Here is a 17,074-nt window from a genome sequence, read left to right on the forward strand (position 1 = left end):
GGCGCCCTTAGGCTTCTACGCCCATGCGTTTTGCGGCCTCGACAACATCTTCAATACGTCCAACAAGGCGGAACGCATCTTCTGGAAGGTGATCATATTTACCTTCAAGGATTTCTTTGAAGCCTTTAACCGTTTCTTTAACAGGTACGTATGATCCTGGCTGACTAGTGAACTGTTCAGCCACGTGGAAGTTCTGTGAAAGGAAATTTTGAATCCGGCGGGCACGAAGCACGACTAACTTATCATCATCACCAAGTTCATCCATACCTAGTATCGCAATGATATCCTGTAACTCACGGTATTTTTGTAATGTTGATTGTACTTGACGTGCAATCTCATAGTGCTCTTCGCCAACGATTTCAGGTGACAATGCACGAGAAGTCGAAGCAAGTGGATCCACCGCTGGGTAAATACCCATCTCAGAAAGCTTACGCTCAAGGTTTGTTGTTGCATCTAAGTGAGCGAAAGTTGTAGCCGGAGCCGGATCCGTATAGTCATCGGCTGGTACGTAAATTGCTTGGATCGATGTTACAGAGCCTTTATTTGTAGATGTAATCCGCTCTTCTAATTTACCCATTTCAGTAGCAAGTGTTGGCTGGTAACCTACCGCTGAAGGCATACGGCCAAGTAAGGCAGAAACCTCAGAACCTGCTTGAGTGAAACGGAAGATATTATCAATGAACAATAACACGTCTTGTCCTTGCTCATCACGGAAATATTCAGCCATCGTCAAACCTGTCAAGGCAACACGCATACGTGCACCTGGCGGCTCGTTCATTTGTCCGAATACCATCGCCGTTTGTTTGATAACGCCGGAATCTGTCATTTCGTGGTAAAGGTCGTTCCCTTCACGGGTACGCTCACCTACACCAGCAAAAACGGAAATACCGCTGTGCTCTTGGGCGATGTTATTGATTAATTCTTGGATTAAAACAGTTTTACCTACACCGGCACCACCGAAAAGGCCGATTTTTCCACCTTTAATATATGGTGCAAGAAGGTCAACTACTTTAATACCTGTTTCAAGAATTTCTACCTCAGTAGATAGTTGTTCAAATGTTGGTGCTTCGCGGTGAATCGAATCACGGCGGGCACTTACAGGCACATCTTCTTTCAAGTCAATGGCTTCGCCTAATACGTTAAATACACGGCCAAGTGTTACGTCACCAACTGGTACTGAAATCGGCTTACCTGTATCTTCTACTTCAATACCGCGTGTTAATCCATCAGTGGAAGACATCGCGATCGTACGAACTGTATCATCACCTAAATGAAGGGCTACTTCAAGGGTTAAGTTGATCTCAACTTCTGATCCAGAACGCTCTTTAGTTACGATTTTCAATGCGTTATAGATCTCAGGCAGTTGACCGTTATCAAACTTTACGTCAACAACCGGACCCATAATCTGAAGAACGCGTCCTTTGTTCATCGTTTTCCCTCCTTACTTACTCTTTGTTACTATTCTAATGCCGCCGCACCGCCGACGATTTCTGTAATTTCTTGGGTAATTGCAGCCTGACGTGCGCGGTTGAAGACTAATGTATAGTGATTAATTAATTCTTTTGCGTTATCCGTTGCGTTTCTCATTGCTGTCATCCGGGCAGCATGCTCACTAGCTTTACTGTCGAGCAGTGCTCCGTAAATTAAGCTCTCCGCATATTGTGGCAGGAGAACTTCCAAAATTTCTTCTGCAGATGGCTCAAATTCATAGGAAATGAGCTTATGAGAAGTGGATAAATCCGATAATGGAAGCAGCTTCTTCTCGGTAACTTCCTGTGAAATCGCACTTTGATAATGATTGTAAAAGACATACAGTTCATCGAATGTGCCGTCGGCAAACATCCCTACCGTACTGCGGGTAACATCCTGGATGTCCACAAAGTTTGGCTGCGCCGGAAGTCCGGTCATCTCAAGAACAACATTCATGCCGCGTTTCGTAAAATAGTCGCGGGCCATGCGTCCAATTGCAATAATTGCGAACTCATCATTCGATTTATGACGGCTTTGGATTTTTTGGTGCACTTTACGAATGACGTTACTGTTGAACGCACCCGCAAGTCCTGAGTCAGAAGTTATCACAATATAACCGGTCTTTTTTACTGGACGGGATACGAGCATAGGATGAATGACACCGCCTGAGCCGATTGCAATCGATGCCGTTACCTCCTGGATTTTTTCCATATAAGGGACAAATGCTTTCGCATTCATTACGGCACGGTTCCATTTAGCAGCAGAGGTCATTTCCATTGCCTTTGTGATTTGACTCGTTTTTTTCGTTGAAGTAATACGATTTTTTATCTCGCGTAATGATGCCATAGGTTCTCACCACCCTCATTCAAAGAATGTTCGGCCACGAAGCACACGCGTCACCGCCGAACGATGCCGCGTGCGTCAATAGCCATATCTATGTCAGACCCTATTATTCGCTAACTGCAAACGTCTTTTTGAAGTCGTTGATTGCAGAAGCCATATCGTCATCAGAAGGAAGATCCTTCGTGTTTGTAATATGGTCTAACAACTCTTTGCGGTTGTGGTCTAACCAATTATGGAATTCTGATTCAAAGCGGCGGATATCCTCTAATGGAATATCATCAAGGAAGCCGCGTGTTAATGCGTAAAGAATGACTACTTGTTTTTCAACAGTTAGCGGTTTGTGAAGATCTTGTTTTAACACTTCAACCGTACGGGCACCACGGGCAAGTTTTGCCTGTGTCGCCTTATCAAGGTCAGAACCAAACTGTGAAAATGCCTCTAATTCACGGTAGGATGCAAGGTCAAGACGCAATGTACCAGCAACTTTTTTCATTGCTTTAATTTGCGCCGAACCACCTACACGTGATACGGAAAGACCTGCGTTAATCGCCGGACGTACACCGGAGAAGAATAGGTCGGATTGTAAGAAAATTTGTCCATCAGTGATGGAAATAACGTTTGTTGGGATATATGCAGAAACGTCGCCTGCTTGTGTTTCAATAAATGGTAATGCTGTAATTGAACCAGCACCAAGAGCATCGTTAATTTTACATGCACGCTCTAGCAAACGGCTGTGCAAGTAGAATACATCCCCTGGATAGGCTTCACGACCTGGAGGACGGCGAAGTAATAGGGAAAGTTCACGGTATGCAGCCGCTTGTTTGGATAAATCATCATACACGATTAATACGTGTTTGCCGTTATACATAAATTCTTCTGCCATCGAAACACCCGCATATGGTGCTAAGAATAGCAATGGAGCTGGTTGTGATGCCGAAGCTGTAACAACGATCGTATAGTCTAATGCGCCAAATTTACGAAGGGATTCAACCGCAGCACGCACTGTTGATTCCTTTTGTCCAATGGCCACATAGATACAGATCATGTTTTGACCTTTTTGGTTCAAAATCGTGTCAATCGCAACAGAAGTTTTACCTGTTTGACGGTCACCGATGATTAACTCACGTTGTCCACGGCCGATTGGCACTAGTGCATCAATCGCTTTAATTCCCGTTTGTAATGGTTCATGAACGGATTTACGAGCCATAACACCTGGAGCAATCGCCTCTACTGGGCGGGTTTTCGTTGTGTTAATAGGACCCATGCCATCAACTGGCTGGCCTAATGAGTTTACAACACGGCCAATTAGTTCTTCACCAACAGGAACCTCCATGATGCGGCCTGTACGGCGAACCTCATCACCTTCACGAATTTCCGTGTAAGGTCCAAGGATGATAATACCGACGTTATTTGCTTCAAGGTTTTGTGCCATACCCATAACGCCGTTTGCAAATTCAACTAGTTCTCCAGCCATACAATTGTCAAGGCCGTGAACACGAGCGATACCGTCACCAATGGAGATAACTGTACCGACATCAGTCACTTGAATTTCCGCCTGATAGTTTTCAATTTGCTTTTTTATCAGGGCACTGATTTCTTCAGCTTTGATGCTCATGAGTTTCACCCCTAACTTCCTTTATCTTAGCTTAACTTAACAATTTACGTTCTAAACGATCGAGCTTGCCGCGCAAGCTGCCGTCATATATACGGTTTCCAATGCGGAGCTTTACGCCTCCGAGCAAATTGGAATCAACGATATTTTCAATTCTAAGTGATTTCTTACCAATTTTCGCCGCAAATACTGACGAGATGGCAGCGCGCTCAGCTTCTGTTAAGGCACGTGTGCTTGTGACTTCCGCTTCAGCAATCCCCATTTCTTCATTTGCCAGCTCTAAAAATTCATTTACCACTTCGACGATTTCGTCTTGGCGATGCCGTTCAATTAAGATCAACAGTGTATTGCGTACATATACATTGACTGTCCCGAAGGCCTGCGTTATCATCTCTTTTTTCTTCTCAATCGAAAGCTTTGAAGATTTTAAAACGACCATTAACTCAGGGTTGTATTGTACAACTTCCTTCACTACACGAAGTTCTTCTTCTATTACTTCAAGAAGCTGTTGTTCTTTCGCAATTTGGAGAAGAGAGATCGCGTAGCGTTTTGCTACCATAGAGCTACTCATCGGCCTTCTCCTGCCTCTTGAATATAGTCGTTAATGAGTTTTTCTTGATCCGCTGCACTCAATTCCTTCTCAATTACTTTAGAGGCAATTAAAACAGAAAGTTGGGCAACTTGCTCGCGAATAGCGGTAACCGCTTTTTCTTTTTGCTGCTCGATTTCAAGCTTAGCCGATTCTTTTATGCGCTCAGCTTCGCTGCGTGCCGTCGTAATGATTTCCTCGCGCTGCAAGTCTCCTTGCTTTTTCGCCGATTCAATCAACCCTTGGGCGTCGGTACGAGCCTCTTTTAATAGAGTACGTTGTTCTTCTAATAGTTTTTTCGCTTCTTGGCGGCTATTTTCTGCTGCTGTAATTTCATTCGCAACATGTGCTTCACGTTCTTTCATAATGCCCATTAACGGACCCCATGCGAACTTCTTCAACAATGCCATCAAGATGATAAACATGATTAATTGGAATATGATATCACCAGTATTAATAAACTCGTGTTTCGTTGCTGCGCCTAATACAAGACTGCTTGTTAACACCTCAGGTTCACTCCCTTCCATTCAACGGTGCCTGACACCCTTTTCACGCTTGCCACAATATAAATAGACATAAACGAATGGCGAAGGTTCTCATGAAATGATCTTCGCCATTTTTTGACCGTCTATTGGTTACACTTCAAATTATTTACCTTGAACCATGAACGCGATAACAACCGCGATGATAGGAATCGCCTCAACTAACGCAACCCCGATGAACATTGTTGTTTGAAGCATACCGCGAGCTTCTGGTTGACGAGCAATCCCCTCAACTGTACGTGATACGATAAGACCGTTACCGATACCAGCACCTAGTGCCGCTAAACCGATTGCAATTGCTGCTGCTAAAAGACCCATTTGTAATTTTCCTCCTTAAAATGTATAAAAAGTTTTATTTTTTTGTCCATAGAATGAACGGTTATATTAATGGTCGCTGCTCACTTTGTGAGACAAGTACACCATTGTTAACATGGTAAAGATAAATGCCTGGATAGCACCGACAAAGACTGAGAAGCCCTGCCATGCAAGCGTCGGTAGGATTGCGGCTATTGTACCGCCCACACCGGTTGCTAGTCCACCCGCGAGTAATCCTAACAGAATTTCACCCGCATAAATATTCCCGTAAAGACGCAGACCAAGAGTAAGCGTGTTAGCAAACTCTTCAATTATTTTAATTGGGAACATAAACCAAAATGGTTTAAAGAATTCCTTCCCGTAAGCAGACATTCCTCGCATTTTTACACCGTAAAAATGAGATAACCCTACGACCAATACGGCAAGTGTTAATGTAACAGCCGGATCAGCAGTTGGCGATTTCCACCAAAGTTCTCCGTTGATGACGACTGAAAATGGCAATCCCACCATATTGGATACAAAAACATACATGATCATGGTAATCCCAAGAACATGGAATCGTCCGCCATCTTTCCAATCCATTGTACTATTAATGATATTTTTAACGAAATCCATAACCCATTCCATAAAGTTCTGCACGCCTGTTGGCTTCATTGCGAGCCTTCTGGTGGACAGGACTGCGATTAAAAAGACAATAACAGAGGCAACGGTAATCATTAAAACGTTTCCCATGTTATAATAGAGCCCCATAAATTTTACTATATGAGCACTGTGTTCCAACAATATTCACCTCGCTTCCCCGCTATTTATGTATTTGCAAAGAGTGCATAAAAAAATCTATCATAATGACAATATAGGATGTCATTAACCCTATTACAACACTAATGAGGTTCAGCTGCTCCGGGTACCGCATCGAAACGACGACAGCCAAAGCCGCAGTTGCAAACCTCGAAAAAGATCCGAGTGAACGTACCTTTCTCCCTTGTGAAACCGACTCATCAAACTGCTTCATTTTCCGTACCATTAACCACAAATTAAAGAGGCTCAAACTCGTCCCAAAAACCAATCCCAGAAAGATAGTTTGATAAGACGTGAACCCCCAGCCGAGTACATAAATAGATAATAATGAAAACATCCATCTTCGTTGTCTTGAAAACTTAAATTGAAGTTCCGGCATGGTTGGCTAATCTCCTGAAAAGAAATGACTGAGAGTGTAACATGGAATAAACACCTGCCGTAAGCCCATGGAACAATCCGATTATTAAGAAAATTACTTTCGTACTTTACTACGGACTTAAGGCATCTTGGAAATAGATAGACACATTATTTTGCTGAAAAATTCTATTTGAAAATAATGAAAACCCTATCATCCACACCCTTTGTTAGCATACAATAGGCACTTGTCAATGTCAATGAATTTACGTGAATTAATCCACAAACAATTCCCCGTAATTTCTTCCATTTTGAATTTTTTGTATACACTATTATTGTATTGTAAATTTCGAACGTTTTTGGTCTATTTTGTGTCCATTTTGTGAACTTTGCTACATGATTGACAAAAATGGGGCAAGGTTGGGGCGAATGTCACTCCACACCCCGCTTTTTTTCAATGACAATCATCCTTTCGATAAAATCCTCCTTCCCCGCCTTTTTGGCAAAAATCTTTACTAAATAGGTTCCTGCAGCCGGCAGCTCTTCAGCGGTTAGGTTTCTAAGAATTTGTCCCTTTTTTACATTTGTTACCGTATCTAAAAATCCGACAAAGCGATAATCCCCCGGATTAAACAACGCAATCCCAAACTCCTCCGCTCCCCCAGGCAGATACACCTCATAGCGATACTCCCCAGGCCTGTCCCCTTCCGCAAAACCAAAACCCATCACCCTTGGGTATCCCGGCTCCTCCAGCACATACAAATACGGAATCTGAATCGTCGCTGCCCCCGCCTGCAATCGTAAAAAGCCATCATGGATCTTCCCTTTAAACACGCTTGAATCCACCATTAATTCCACCGTGACCTCCTTAGACTGCCCCGGCGCCAAGGTAAACGATAGCGGGAACCGCCACGTCAGCCCCTCCGTCTCTTTCGGAATCTCAAAAGCGTAGCGCTGCACTTTTTTACTTGTATTTTCAACATGCAAACGCGCTTGATGATTATCGTTCTCCCCGGCAAACTTCCCAAAGCGGATACTGCTCGGGGTTACGAGCGATGCTGCCTTGATTGCCTCATCCACCTGAATTCTTCCGGCCCCCTGTTCATAGGTGCGGTAATAAGGAGCATTCCCGTTCGTTTTTGCCGCCGCCGCGAGCTTGTTCGCCGATTCTCCCTGCTTCATCAGCGGTTTCGCCGTATTCATCAATGACGCCTTAATTTGCGCCGGCGACCAATCCGGGTGCGCCTGCTTGATTAATGCACATGCCCCCGCCACATGCGGTGCCGCCATGCTCGTCCCCTGCAGACTCAAATAGCCTCCCGGAATCGTCGAATTAATTGCCACCCCCGGCGCCACAATATCTGGCTTGATTTCCCACGTCCCCGTCACCGGTCCCCTCGAACTAAAATCCGCCAGCCGATCCCGCTCTTCCTTCACCAAGACTCGCACCGTCACACTTCGCTTTTTTAATTCTTTTTGAAAAATGCCTCCGTCACTCTTCGCGAGGGAACCAACCGGGAGGGTCAGCTGAGTATCGAGATTCCCCATGAAGTTCCCGCTCATATTATTGTAAATCAGAACCGCTTTAGCCCCCGCTTCAAGGGCGTTGTTTGCTTTTTCAGTGAAGGTTAAGGTACCTCTTTTAATTAAGGCGATTTTCCCTTGCACATGCTTTAGTTCACTTTTCCTGCCAAGCCCCCCGTCCACCACCTCTAATGAACGATCCAAGGCCCATTGACCAGACCCCTCCATCGGCTGAAGGCGGACTTTTTCATGCCTTCCTTCTATTAATAATGAAGGGATCTCCATCGTTGGGGTCGAGGCACCGACTGAAATGGCCTTCGAGGCCGTTCCCGGTGAGCCGACACTCCAAATATTCGGCCCGGAATTTCCCGATGCTGCGACCGCAACAATGCCTCTATCAACGGCACGGTTTAAGGCGAGGCTGATGGGCAGATCCGGCCCGTTGATATCATTCCCGAGCGAGAGATTCACGATATCGACCTTATCTTTGATCGCCTGCTCAATCGCCGCAATCACCTGTTCCGTTGTCCCGCCGCCCCCAGGCCCGAGTGCACGGTAGGCAACAATTTTCGCCTCCGGGGCAACGCCTTTTATTTTTCCATTTGCCGCAATAATCCCGGCCACATGGGTGCCGTGGATGGTTGCTTTTCCTTGCGCGAGCGTTTCCATCGGGTCGCGGTCATTGTCGACAAGGTCGTGGCCGCCGGCATAATTTCGTTTTAGGTCAGGGTGGGTATAATCCACTCCTGTATCGATGACGCCCACTGTTACACCTTTCCCTGTGAGCCGTTCATTTTTTTGATCAAAAATACTGCGCACCACATCGCCGCCAATAATTTTGACACTTTCTTCGGTTTCGGCTTGATACTGGTTGACAGGGGAAACGTTGAGGATATTCCTTTGCTCAGCAAGCTTGGCAAGAGCTGCGGTACTGCCTTCAATTGAAAATCCATCTATCGCCTCACGAAAAACACGGCGCAGTTTCACATGTTTATATTGGCTGAGCAGCTGTTTAATCTCCTGCTCGGATTGAGGCTGTTCCAGAAGAACAATCGCGATGGTGTCCTGAGTTGGTTTAGGAATGGGCGGATGGATGAGTGTTTTGGAAGTTTGAAACGAGAGAAGGATCGCAAGCAGCAATTTCATAAGATGATTTCCCCTTTTTTCATAGCGTTTTCTTTGGGAGGGGAAAGTATGCAATTTTTGGGGGGCAGGAATTTCCCATATGATTTCCAGCAAATGTCGTAAATTCCGAAAATGATGTCATAAGCGCTGCGATTTAGGTAGTAAGTTCCCAAAAATGTGTAGTATGTACCCAAATTTAAGTTGTAAGCTCTCCACATCAATATAAAAAAGTCGAGCGGCGCCCGCTCGACTTTTTCCAACCACTTACTTCGTTCCAAACAACCGGTCACCGGCATCGCCAAGACCCGGCACGATGTAGCCGTGATCATTGAGTTTTTCATCCATAGCGGCGATGTAAATATCGACGTCTGGATGTTCGGCTTTCACTGCTTCCACACCTTCCGGAGCGGCAATCAAACACATAAATTTGATATGTTTCGCACCGCGCTTTTTCAAGGCATGGATCGCATCAATCGCGGAACCTCCTGTTGCCAGCATTGGATCGACGACGATGAAATCGCGCTCTTCCACATCAGTTGGCAGCTTCACATAGTATTCCACCGGCTTTAAGGTTTCCGGGTCACGGTATAAGCCGACATGGCCTACCTTCGCCGCGGGCATTAGCTTCAACACTCCATCAACCATGCCGATTCCGGCCCGTAAAATCGGTACCAAACCGATCTTTTTCCCTGACAAAACCTTGGATTTTGTCTTGCATACTGGTGTTTCAATCTCGATATCTTCAAGCGGCATATCCCTTGTGATTTCAAACGCCATCAATGTTGCCACTTCGTCGACGAGCTCGCGGAACTCCTTCGTCCCTGTATTTATATCACGTATGTAGGTCAGCTTGTGTTGGATAAGTGGATGGTCGAAGACGTATACCTTTGCCACAATAATCGCCCCTTTTTTAAAAATTATCATGCATTCGTCTCATTTTACAGAAAAAAAGCCCGTTGAGCAAACCAAATAGTACTTTTTCAAAAAAAATCGACCTCCATTTATTAGGAGGTCGATTTGTCAGAATTTAATATTCTGGATAAAGGGTAAATTTGTTTGTTAATGATTCAACGCGTTCACGCGCCTCTTCAAGTTTCGCTACGTCTTCATGATTTTTCAAAGTGAAGGCGATAATAGCGGCGATCTCGTCCATTTCTTCTAAACCAAAACCGCGGCTTGTAACAGCTGCTGTACCGATACGGATACCGCTAGTTACGAACGGGCTTAGTGTTTCGTATGGGATTGTATTTTTATTAACTGTAATGCCGACTTCATCAAGTACTTTCTCAGCCACTTTTCCAGTAAGCCCAAGTGCCGTTACATCAACAAGCAATAAGTGGTTGTCTGTCCCGCCGGAAACAAGCTTTAGGCCTTCTTTTTGCAGACTTTCGGCTAAGCGCTTGGCGTTGTCGATAATGTGACCGGCATATTCTTTAAAGCTCGGCTGCAATGCTTCACCGAAGGCAACGGCTTTCGCTGCAATCACGTGCATAAGCGGGCCGCCTTGAATGCCAGGGAAAATGGATTTATCTATTTTCTTGCCAAATTCCTCTTTGCAAAGGATCATCCCGCCGCGCGGACCTCGTAAGGTTTTATGCGTAGTGGTTGTGACAAAATCAGCGTATGGCACAGGGTTTTGATGCAGGCCTGCGGCCACGAGTCCAGCGATGTGGGCCATATCGACCATTAAGTAGGCACCCACTTCATCCGCGATCTCACGGAATTTAGCAAAGTCAATTTCACGCGGGTAAGCACTGGCACCGGCAACGATTAGCTTCGGCTTATGTGTTTGCGCTTTCTCACGAACGTCCTCATAATTGATACGGTGCGTCGTTTCATCGACACCATATTCAACGAAGTTATATTGAATACCACTAAAGTTAACTGGGCTGCCGTGTGTGAGGTGGCCGCCGTGGGAGAGGTTCATCCCAAGAACCGTATCACCTTGTTCAAGGATCGTGAAGTATACCGCCATATTGGCTTGTGCCCCGGAATGCGGCTGCACGTTCACATATTCCGCACCAAAGATTTCCTTCGCACGGTCGCGAGCGAGGTCTTCAACTACATCGACATATTCACAGCCACCGTAGTAGCGACGTCCAGGATAGCCTTCCGCATACTTATTCGTTAACACAGACCCCTGCGCTTCCATGACTGCTTCACTGACAAAGTTTTCTGAGGCAATCAACTCGATCTTCGAGCGCTGACGGCCTAATTCCTTCTGTATCGCTTGAAAAACCTGCTCGTCCGCTTGAGACAAATGCTTCATCATAATTCCCCCTCATATGTAAGAAAATCACAAACAATTAGAAAATTCCCTCTATATCATACCACGTTTTTTGGTGCCTGACACCCTTAATAACCTAACGATGGGAGAAATGCTGCATATGGTGCCTGACACCTTTTACCCTATGTGCAGCTTAGATTATCGGGTTCTTTTTCGTAAACGGCTCTGGAGCCGCCGATTAGTTTGGGGCGGACTTTTGCCAAGGTGACGTAGGCTTGTCCGACGGTTTTTTGTTTGACACGCACGGGTACTGCGACGTGTTTTAGGTGCATACCGATTAACGTGTGGCCGATGTCGATCCCGGCGTCAGCCTTTACGAATTCCACCACAACGGCATCATCCATATTCGCAAATGCATGTGTGGCCATGGCCCCGCCTGCTTTCCGAACAGGAACGACGGATACTTCATCGAAACCGCGTCCTACGGCAACGGAGCGTTCGACGACCAATGCCCGGTTTAAATGTTCGCAGCATTGGAAGGCCAAATCGATGCCGGTCTCCCCCTGGAGCCTTTTCATCTGCCGAAAAATCATCTCCGCTACTTCAAGTGTGCCGGACGTTCCGATTCGTTCGCCCACGACTTCACTTGTGCTGCAGCCAACGACTAACAGTTGTCCAGGCTTAAATGCGGCTGCCTCTTTGAATTCCGATAAAATTGCCTCGAGTTCCTTTTCCATATCTTGAATCATAAGCTTTGCCCTTCTTTCAGATAACAGATTTCAGAGTTGCTTATTTTCGTATTCCGAAATTTTCCCCACACGACCTGCATGGCGGCCGCCTTCAAATTCCCCTGTCAGCCAAATTTCCGCAATATCTCGAGCCAATCCCGGGCCAATGACACGCTCGCCCATTGCCAGCATGTTCGAATCGTTATGGGCACGCGTTGCTTTAGCGCTAAATGTATCGTGCACAAGGGCACAGCGGATGCCTTTTACTTTATTGGCAGCAATGCTCATGCCGATTCCCGTTCCGCAAATCAAAATACCGCGATCAAACTCACCGCTCGCTATCTTTTCAGCCACAGGCAACGCATAATCCGGATAATCAACTGATGTCTCGCACTCACAGCCGAAATCAACATAATCAATCTTTAATTCATCCAATAAATTGGCTATTTCCTTACGAATATGAATCCCGCCATGGTCTGATGCTAAGGCCACTTTCATGTAAAAAAACCTCCTGTTCTTTTTTCCATAAATCTGCTTTCATTTTGACACACTGCGAAAAAAAGATAAAGTGAAACGTCAAAGCAAAAAAAATAGCTCCCCTTATAAAGAGAGCATCCATTTCAACTACGGTTTTAGTTTTTCAATCGCCTTATTAATTAATTCATTTAATTCACGAAAGGTGGTCTCATACATTCCCAGAATTCCCCCGTATGGATCGACAACATCGTGATTAAATGGTTCGCCGCTGTATTCCTTTAAGGTAAACACCTTAGCGCCAGCGTCCGGGAATTGCTGCAGAATCGCAAACTTGTGGGAGCCCGTCATCGTTAAAATGAGGTCAGCCCATTCCACTTCGGCACCCGTTAACAATCTGGAGCGATGATTGTGCGGAATCTTGTTGTCGTCAAGCACACTTTTCGCATGTGGCGATGCCTCACTTCCGCTTGCGGCATAGATCCCTGCCGACTTTACCTCGACTCCATTGAGGTGTTTATTTTTCAAAATTGCTTCAGCCATTGGACTCCTACATGTATTTCCCGTGCATACAAACAAAATGCGCTGCAATATGTTAGCCCCCTTTCGTTTTATTATGCCAGATAGTTAGTTCTGAACATGGTTAATCCGTTGCCTATGTATTTTCTCCCCATCATCCGCCAGGGAATCTGGGACTGTTTCAAACTCCCACCGCAAACCATTCCGCTTTATTTCCATTCTATCATAATTCATGATCAGCGGACCTATTCGGAGATCCCGGTAAGGCATCGCCGCGAAAGAAAGCCCAAATCGCATGGGAGACGGAGACATGAGTTGCCAGATTTCGGTTGCCTTTTACCATAATAGCGCGAGCAGCTTTATTCCAAATGCCAGTAAAATCGCGCCGCCAAGAGCCTCACTATACCTCCCAAGCCAGCCTTGTACCTTTCTTCCGAGCAGGAGCCCAGCCCATGTTTGCACGGTAGCCACTATACCAAAACATAAAATAACCATTATGGTTTTTGCTCCGTATATCCCTAACGTCAGTCCCACGGAAAAACTATCAAGACTTACGCTCAAGGCGAATAATAATAGGCCGAAGCCAACTGGCGAAATCACCTTTTCTTCACCCTTTTTCATCGTGGACCAAATCATTTGCGCGCCGAGTACGATCAGGAGCAAACCGCCGATAACCGTGGCAAAGACCCCAAACTTTTCTGATAAAAATTTGCCTGCTATTAAGCCTACGAGCGGCATCCACACGTGAAATAGGCCGATCGTAATGCCGATATTGAAAATTTTCTTCAGCCGAAGCTCGTACATCCCCATGCCAAGCCCGACCGAGAAGGCATCCATCCCCAGCGCAAATGCCATTATTACAAGTGTAACCACTTCGCCAACCATTTCAGACATCCCTCTACGCCCCCTTGGACTAACTAAGCTAAGCATATGCACGTCCAACCCGATTTAGAAGTCACACTGGCGAAGTAAAAATGGTGCCAAAAATGGTGCCTGTCACCGTTAATCATTTATCTATAGTAGATAGCTGATAAAGGGTGTCAGGCACCATCATTCTTATTCGATTATGAGTTTATTTCCCGCTGCTTTTTGCAGGCGGTTCATGATAGCGGATCCGACGCCGGTGCTCGGGAACATCTCGCTGAAGATTACATCGACGTTTTCCTGATTAAATCTGCGCAGCGTGTCATAAAGTGCGGCGGCAACCGTCTCAAGCTCCGCACGACGACCGCACCCCAGCACAAGATCAGCCTCATACTTAGACACATTTTCTTCCGTCGTCAGCACCCCAACCCTGAGCCCTTCCGCACGCTTTTCTTCTATTAAACCTTGGAGAAACGCCGCACTCCCTGACACCATAAATAGCGGGGCATTCGGCGCGTAATGGCGATATTTCATTCCCGGAGCTTTCGGCCGGGCTGTTTCGTCCGTTAACGCTGCATCCACATGCACCTCTCCGACCACAGCCTCGAGCTGCTCCTTTGTCACGCCTCCGGGTCTTAAGATGACCGGAATCGCCGCCGTGCAATCCACAACAGTGGATTCCACGCCAACTCCTGTCGCACCGCCGTCAACCACACCGGCAATCTTCCCATTTAAATCCTCCAATACATGCTCAGCTGTCGTGGGGCTTGGTTTGCCCGAGCTGTTGGCACTCGGCGCCGCAATCGGCAATCCACAGGTTTTCAACAGCGACAGCGCCACTGGATGATCCGGCATACGTACCGCTACTGTTTCGAGTCCCGCCGTTGCCTTTTCCGACAGAACGCCTTCCTTCATTTTAAAAATAATCGTCAACGGGCCCGGCCAAAACGCGTCCATTAATGTTTCGGCCATCACAGGAACTTCAGCAACAAATCTAGTAAGCTGCTCCCGCTCCGCAATGTGAATAATTAACGGATTATCCCCAGGACGTCCCTTTGCCTCATAAATTTTCGCTACCGCTTCGTCACTTTCGGCATTGCCGCCAAGACCGTAAACCGTCTCTGTTGGCAAGGCAACCACTTCATTTCTTCGTAAAAGATCCGCTGCATCCACAACTTGTGGATTATTTTCAAGATTATCCACATACTTATCCACTTTCCACACTTTTGTGTTCATAGTTATCCACCTTTATCCTCAATGAATCTTTTATCGAAATTTGGCGAATTTAGACTGAAAGACCTAAACTTTTTCACTGAGTACGTTTGAAAGTATAAAAGAAGGTGGGGATAAAAACAAGTGTTATCCACAAATTGTGCATAAGTTCAACGGAAAAGTGGATAACTTCGTGGATATACCCACAACTAGAGAGAGAATTTTAAAAATAACGAGTTATCCACATTTAAAACGTGTCTAATATGCTCTGAGCCATAAAATTCAACAGGTAATTCCCCTCGGCCAATCCTTTGAAACCCCATCAATTCAAAAAACGGCATGGCTGCGTTTTTATTAGTTGCCAAAAACAAAGATTTCATCCCTCTATCTTTTGCCAATTGCACCATTTGGTCAAACAATAGGAAGATTTCCTTATCAGCTTGTCCAGGAGAGACCACCAGTGAGCGCAAGAGTCCATTTTCCGCAAACGCCTCCATGCCAAGCGATCCCCTTAATGCACCGTCTTCATTCTCTAGCACCAGAAAATAGTCAACCGTTTCGTCATTTAGTCCATCCGTCCCAAGGTTTGCCCGTGATAGAAACTCCCGTAAACCAGCCAAATCCTGTTTGTTCGCCTTGCGAATCAATGCCTGCATCCCATCCACCCCATTTTAAGATTCTACTCTATTACTATGAAAAACTAGGAAAAATAGAACAGGCGGATTCAGGAATCTAGTAAAACTTTTTCAAAAAGAAAAACCAGCCCCGCAAAAGGAACTGGTTGTTACTTAAACACTTTATCCCACATCTCTACCACGAAAAACTTTACCTTCACCGGCTCTTCATCTTCAGCCGTATACACAGGAGCAGTCTTCTTTGTATGCTTCTTCGGCTTTTTCACTTCGACATCTTTCTTTGGTTCTGCAACATCTTCTAAGACCGGAATATTTTTACTATCCTTCATCTCTACCTTTGCCTCGTCCACATCCGTCAATGCCGAATTCTCTTTCAACGGATCATTTTTCATCGGCTTAACTGTTTCTTTTACCGGTGCCGTTTTCTCTTTCTTTGGCTCTACCGCTTCTTTCACTACTTCCTTCACTGGTTCCTTCACCGATTCCTTCACTGGTTCCTCTGGATTAACCGATGCCTTCTGCTCCGCTACAGCGTCCTTCCCACTCGCCGTTTCCGCCTTCGCTACCTGCTTTTCCCCTTCAAATCCCTCACTCACCGCAACCCCATTTGAAAAATCAAGAAAACATAATGGCGGATAAAGCACGCACCACCAGTTGGCGCCTTCTCCGCTTCCCAATGTAATTAAAATTGCTTGATATTCGCCTGCCGGATATAAAAACTGACCATATAATTTCGTTGGAAACTGCACCTTCCCGAACTCAACCTTCACCGATTGATCCGAACCTTGTTCACGCACTACTTTTTCCGCAATAGCCTGAATTTCCGGCAGCCTCGAGGTCATAATTTTCTTCGCTTCCTGCATCGAGGTTAAATCCTGCACCCAAAGCGTTATTTGCGCATTCACCGCATCGCGCACCTTGCGTTTAATCGCTTGATCCTGTTCAAAATCACTATTTGCGAGAATCCTGAGGCGAATCGCTTCCCCCGGAATCACGATCGACTCCTTCGCCGCCGCTTCCGTCTTTGGCATATATAAACTCAGCATTGTTCCCAATGATAAAACCACTAAATAACCCCAAACTGCCAATTTGCTTCTCATGCTCTAGCACCGTCCCTTCGCTATCTACATTGTGGACAAAATGCCAGAATCCTAAACTAGTAAAATTTAATATTTTTATAAGAAAAGCGGAAGCGCCCTGGTCAGCGGCGTATGGCCTGGAGCGCTCCAACTGAGATAAAGGA

The 17,074-nt window shown here is 45.8% G+C and carries 19 protein-coding genes; all 19 read right to left on the reverse strand.

Annotated elements, in window-relative coordinates; all coding sequences use genetic code 11:
- Positions 1-7: 7 nt before the first annotated feature.
- Positions 8-1,429, reverse strand: a complete 1,422-nt coding sequence (atpD, locus tag BABA_RS15505; RefSeq protein WP_007086153.1) for a F0F1 ATP synthase subunit beta — start codon at positions 1,427-1,429, stop codon at positions 8-10.
- A 29-nt stretch (positions 1,430-1,458) separates the two neighbouring features.
- Complete coding sequence (gene atpG, locus BABA_RS15510; protein WP_007086154.1) at positions 1,459-2,316, reverse strand: ATP synthase F1 subunit gamma; 858 nt, start codon at positions 2,314-2,316, stop codon at positions 1,459-1,461.
- Positions 2,317-2,419: 103 nt separating this feature from the next.
- Positions 2,420-3,928 (reverse strand): F0F1 ATP synthase subunit alpha, encoded by a 1,509-nt coding sequence (gene atpA / locus BABA_RS15515; protein ID WP_007086155.1) that lies wholly within the window; start codon positions 3,926-3,928, stop codon positions 2,420-2,422.
- A gap of 31 nt (positions 3,929-3,959) precedes the next feature.
- Positions 3,960-4,496 carry a F0F1 ATP synthase subunit delta gene (locus tag BABA_RS15520; protein WP_007086156.1) on the reverse strand — a complete coding sequence of 179 codons (537 nt, stop codon included), beginning with the start codon at positions 4,494-4,496 and terminating at the stop codon, positions 3,960-3,962.
- On the reverse strand, positions 4,493-5,020 hold the full coding sequence (atpF, locus tag BABA_RS15525; protein WP_040346590.1) for a F0F1 ATP synthase subunit B: 528 nt from the start codon (positions 5,018-5,020) through the stop codon (positions 4,493-4,495). Before atpF ends, BABA_RS15520 begins: the two co-directional genes overlap by 4 nt.
- A 141-nt stretch (positions 5,021-5,161) precedes the next feature.
- Positions 5,162-5,374, reverse strand: a complete 213-nt coding sequence (gene atpE / locus BABA_RS15530) for a F0F1 ATP synthase subunit C (protein WP_007086158.1) — start codon at positions 5,372-5,374, stop codon at positions 5,162-5,164.
- Between the two features lie 66 nt (positions 5,375-5,440).
- Positions 5,441-6,151 (reverse strand): F0F1 ATP synthase subunit A, encoded by a 711-nt coding sequence (gene atpB, locus BABA_RS15535; protein WP_007086159.1) that lies wholly within the window; start codon positions 6,149-6,151, stop codon positions 5,441-5,443.
- A gap of 22 nt (positions 6,152-6,173) precedes the next feature.
- Positions 6,174-6,548 carry an ATP synthase subunit I gene (locus BABA_RS15540; RefSeq protein WP_007086160.1) on the reverse strand — a complete coding sequence of 125 codons (375 nt, stop codon included), beginning with the start codon at positions 6,546-6,548 and terminating at the stop codon, positions 6,174-6,176.
- A 407-nt stretch (positions 6,549-6,955) separates the two neighbouring features.
- Complete coding sequence (locus BABA_RS15545; protein ID WP_007086161.1) at positions 6,956-9,193, reverse strand: S8 family serine peptidase; 2,238 nt, start codon at positions 9,191-9,193, stop codon at positions 6,956-6,958.
- Between the two features lie 243 nt (positions 9,194-9,436).
- Positions 9,437-10,066, reverse strand: a complete 630-nt coding sequence (upp, locus tag BABA_RS15555; protein ID WP_007086163.1) for a uracil phosphoribosyltransferase — start codon at positions 10,064-10,066, stop codon at positions 9,437-9,439.
- 133 nt (positions 10,067-10,199) lie between these two features.
- Positions 10,200-11,441, reverse strand: coding sequence for a serine hydroxymethyltransferase (gene glyA, locus BABA_RS15560; RefSeq protein ID WP_007086164.1), 1,242 nt, complete (start codon positions 11,439-11,441; stop codon positions 10,200-10,202).
- A gap of 140 nt (positions 11,442-11,581) precedes the next feature.
- Positions 11,582-12,148, reverse strand: a complete 567-nt coding sequence (locus tag BABA_RS15565) for a TIGR01440 family protein (protein ID WP_007086165.1) — start codon at positions 12,146-12,148, stop codon at positions 11,582-11,584.
- A 30-nt stretch (positions 12,149-12,178) separates the two neighbouring features.
- Positions 12,179-12,625, reverse strand: a complete 447-nt coding sequence (gene rpiB / locus BABA_RS15570) for a ribose 5-phosphate isomerase B (RefSeq protein ID WP_007086166.1) — start codon at positions 12,623-12,625, stop codon at positions 12,179-12,181.
- Between the two features lie 126 nt (positions 12,626-12,751).
- Entirely contained in the window at positions 12,752-13,192 is a 441-nt protein-coding gene (locus BABA_RS15575; protein ID WP_040346526.1) for a low molecular weight protein arginine phosphatase, read from the reverse strand.
- Positions 13,193-13,456: 264 nt separating this feature from the next.
- Positions 13,457-14,014: a manganese efflux pump MntP gene (locus BABA_RS15580; protein ID WP_007086168.1), complete on the reverse strand. Its 558-nt coding sequence runs from the start codon at positions 14,012-14,014 to the stop codon at positions 13,457-13,459.
- Positions 14,015-14,176: 162 nt separating this feature from the next.
- Positions 14,177-15,220, reverse strand: coding sequence for an L-threonylcarbamoyladenylate synthase (locus BABA_RS15585; RefSeq protein WP_007086169.1), 1,044 nt, complete (start codon positions 15,218-15,220; stop codon positions 14,177-14,179).
- A gap of 185 nt (positions 15,221-15,405) precedes the next feature.
- The gene (locus BABA_RS15590; RefSeq protein WP_007086170.1) at positions 15,406-15,852 is read right to left on the reverse strand and encodes a GNAT family N-acetyltransferase; all 447 of its coding nucleotides are present in this window, start codon (positions 15,850-15,852) and stop codon (positions 15,406-15,408) included.
- A gap of 128 nt (positions 15,853-15,980) precedes the next feature.
- On the reverse strand, positions 15,981-16,862 hold the full coding sequence (spoIIR, locus tag BABA_RS15595; protein WP_235749704.1) for a stage II sporulation protein R: 882 nt from the start codon (positions 16,860-16,862) through the stop codon (positions 15,981-15,983).
- A partial coding sequence (locus tag BABA_RS28130) for a hypothetical protein (protein WP_235749706.1) occupies positions 16,783-17,074 on the reverse strand: 292 nt, incomplete at its 5' end. The genes BABA_RS28130 and spoIIR, both read right to left, overlap by 80 nt.

It is taken from the genome of Neobacillus bataviensis LMG 21833, from assembly GCF_000307875.1.
In the GTDB taxonomy this organism is placed as follows: Bacteria; Bacillota; Bacilli; order Bacillales; family Cytobacillaceae; genus Neobacillus; species Neobacillus bataviensis.

Bases quoted from the DNA above. Each gene is read 5' to 3' on its own strand.
- atpA (WP_007086155.1), bottom strand. From the start codon at position 3,928: ATGAGCATCAAAGCTGAAGAAATCAGTGCCCTGATAAAAAAGCAAATT.
- BABA_RS15565 (WP_007086165.1), bottom strand. From the start codon at position 12,148: ATGATTCAAGATATGGAAAAGGAACTCGAGGCAATTTTATCGGAATTC.
- spoIIR (WP_235749704.1), bottom strand. From the start codon at position 16,862: ATGCCAAAGACGGAAGCGGCGGCGAAGGAGTCGATCGTGATTCCGGGG.
- BABA_RS15540 (WP_007086160.1), bottom strand. From the start codon at position 6,548: ATGCCGGAACTTCAATTTAAGTTTTCAAGACAACGAAGATGGATGTTT.
- rpiB (WP_007086166.1), bottom strand. From the start codon at position 12,625: ATGAAAGTGGCCTTAGCATCAGACCATGGCGGGATTCATATTCGTAAG.
- atpG (WP_007086154.1), bottom strand. From the start codon at position 2,316: ATGGCATCATTACGCGAGATAAAAAATCGTATTACTTCAACGAAAAAA.
- atpD (WP_007086153.1), bottom strand. From the start codon at position 1,429: ATGAACAAAGGACGCGTTCTTCAGATTATGGGTCCGGTTGTTGACGTA.
- BABA_RS15585 (WP_007086169.1), bottom strand. From the start codon at position 15,220: ATGAACACAAAAGTGTGGAAAGTGGATAAGTATGTGGATAATCTTGAA.
- BABA_RS15545 (WP_007086161.1), bottom strand. From the start codon at position 9,193: ATGAAATTGCTGCTTGCGATCCTTCTCTCGTTTCAAACTTCCAAAACA.
- BABA_RS15520 (WP_007086156.1), bottom strand. From the start codon at position 4,496: ATGAGTAGCTCTATGGTAGCAAAACGCTACGCGATCTCTCTTCTCCAA.
- atpE (WP_007086158.1), bottom strand. From the start codon at position 5,374: ATGGGTCTTTTAGCAGCAGCAATTGCAATCGGTTTAGCGGCACTAGGT.
- glyA (WP_007086164.1), bottom strand. From the start codon at position 11,441: ATGAAGCATTTGTCTCAAGCGGACGAGCAGGTTTTTCAAGCGATACAG.
- BABA_RS15580 (WP_007086168.1), bottom strand. From the start codon at position 14,014: ATGTCTGAAATGGTTGGCGAAGTGGTTACACTTGTAATAATGGCATTT.
- BABA_RS15590 (WP_007086170.1), bottom strand. From the start codon at position 15,852: ATGCAGGCATTGATTCGCAAGGCGAACAAACAGGATTTGGCTGGTTTA.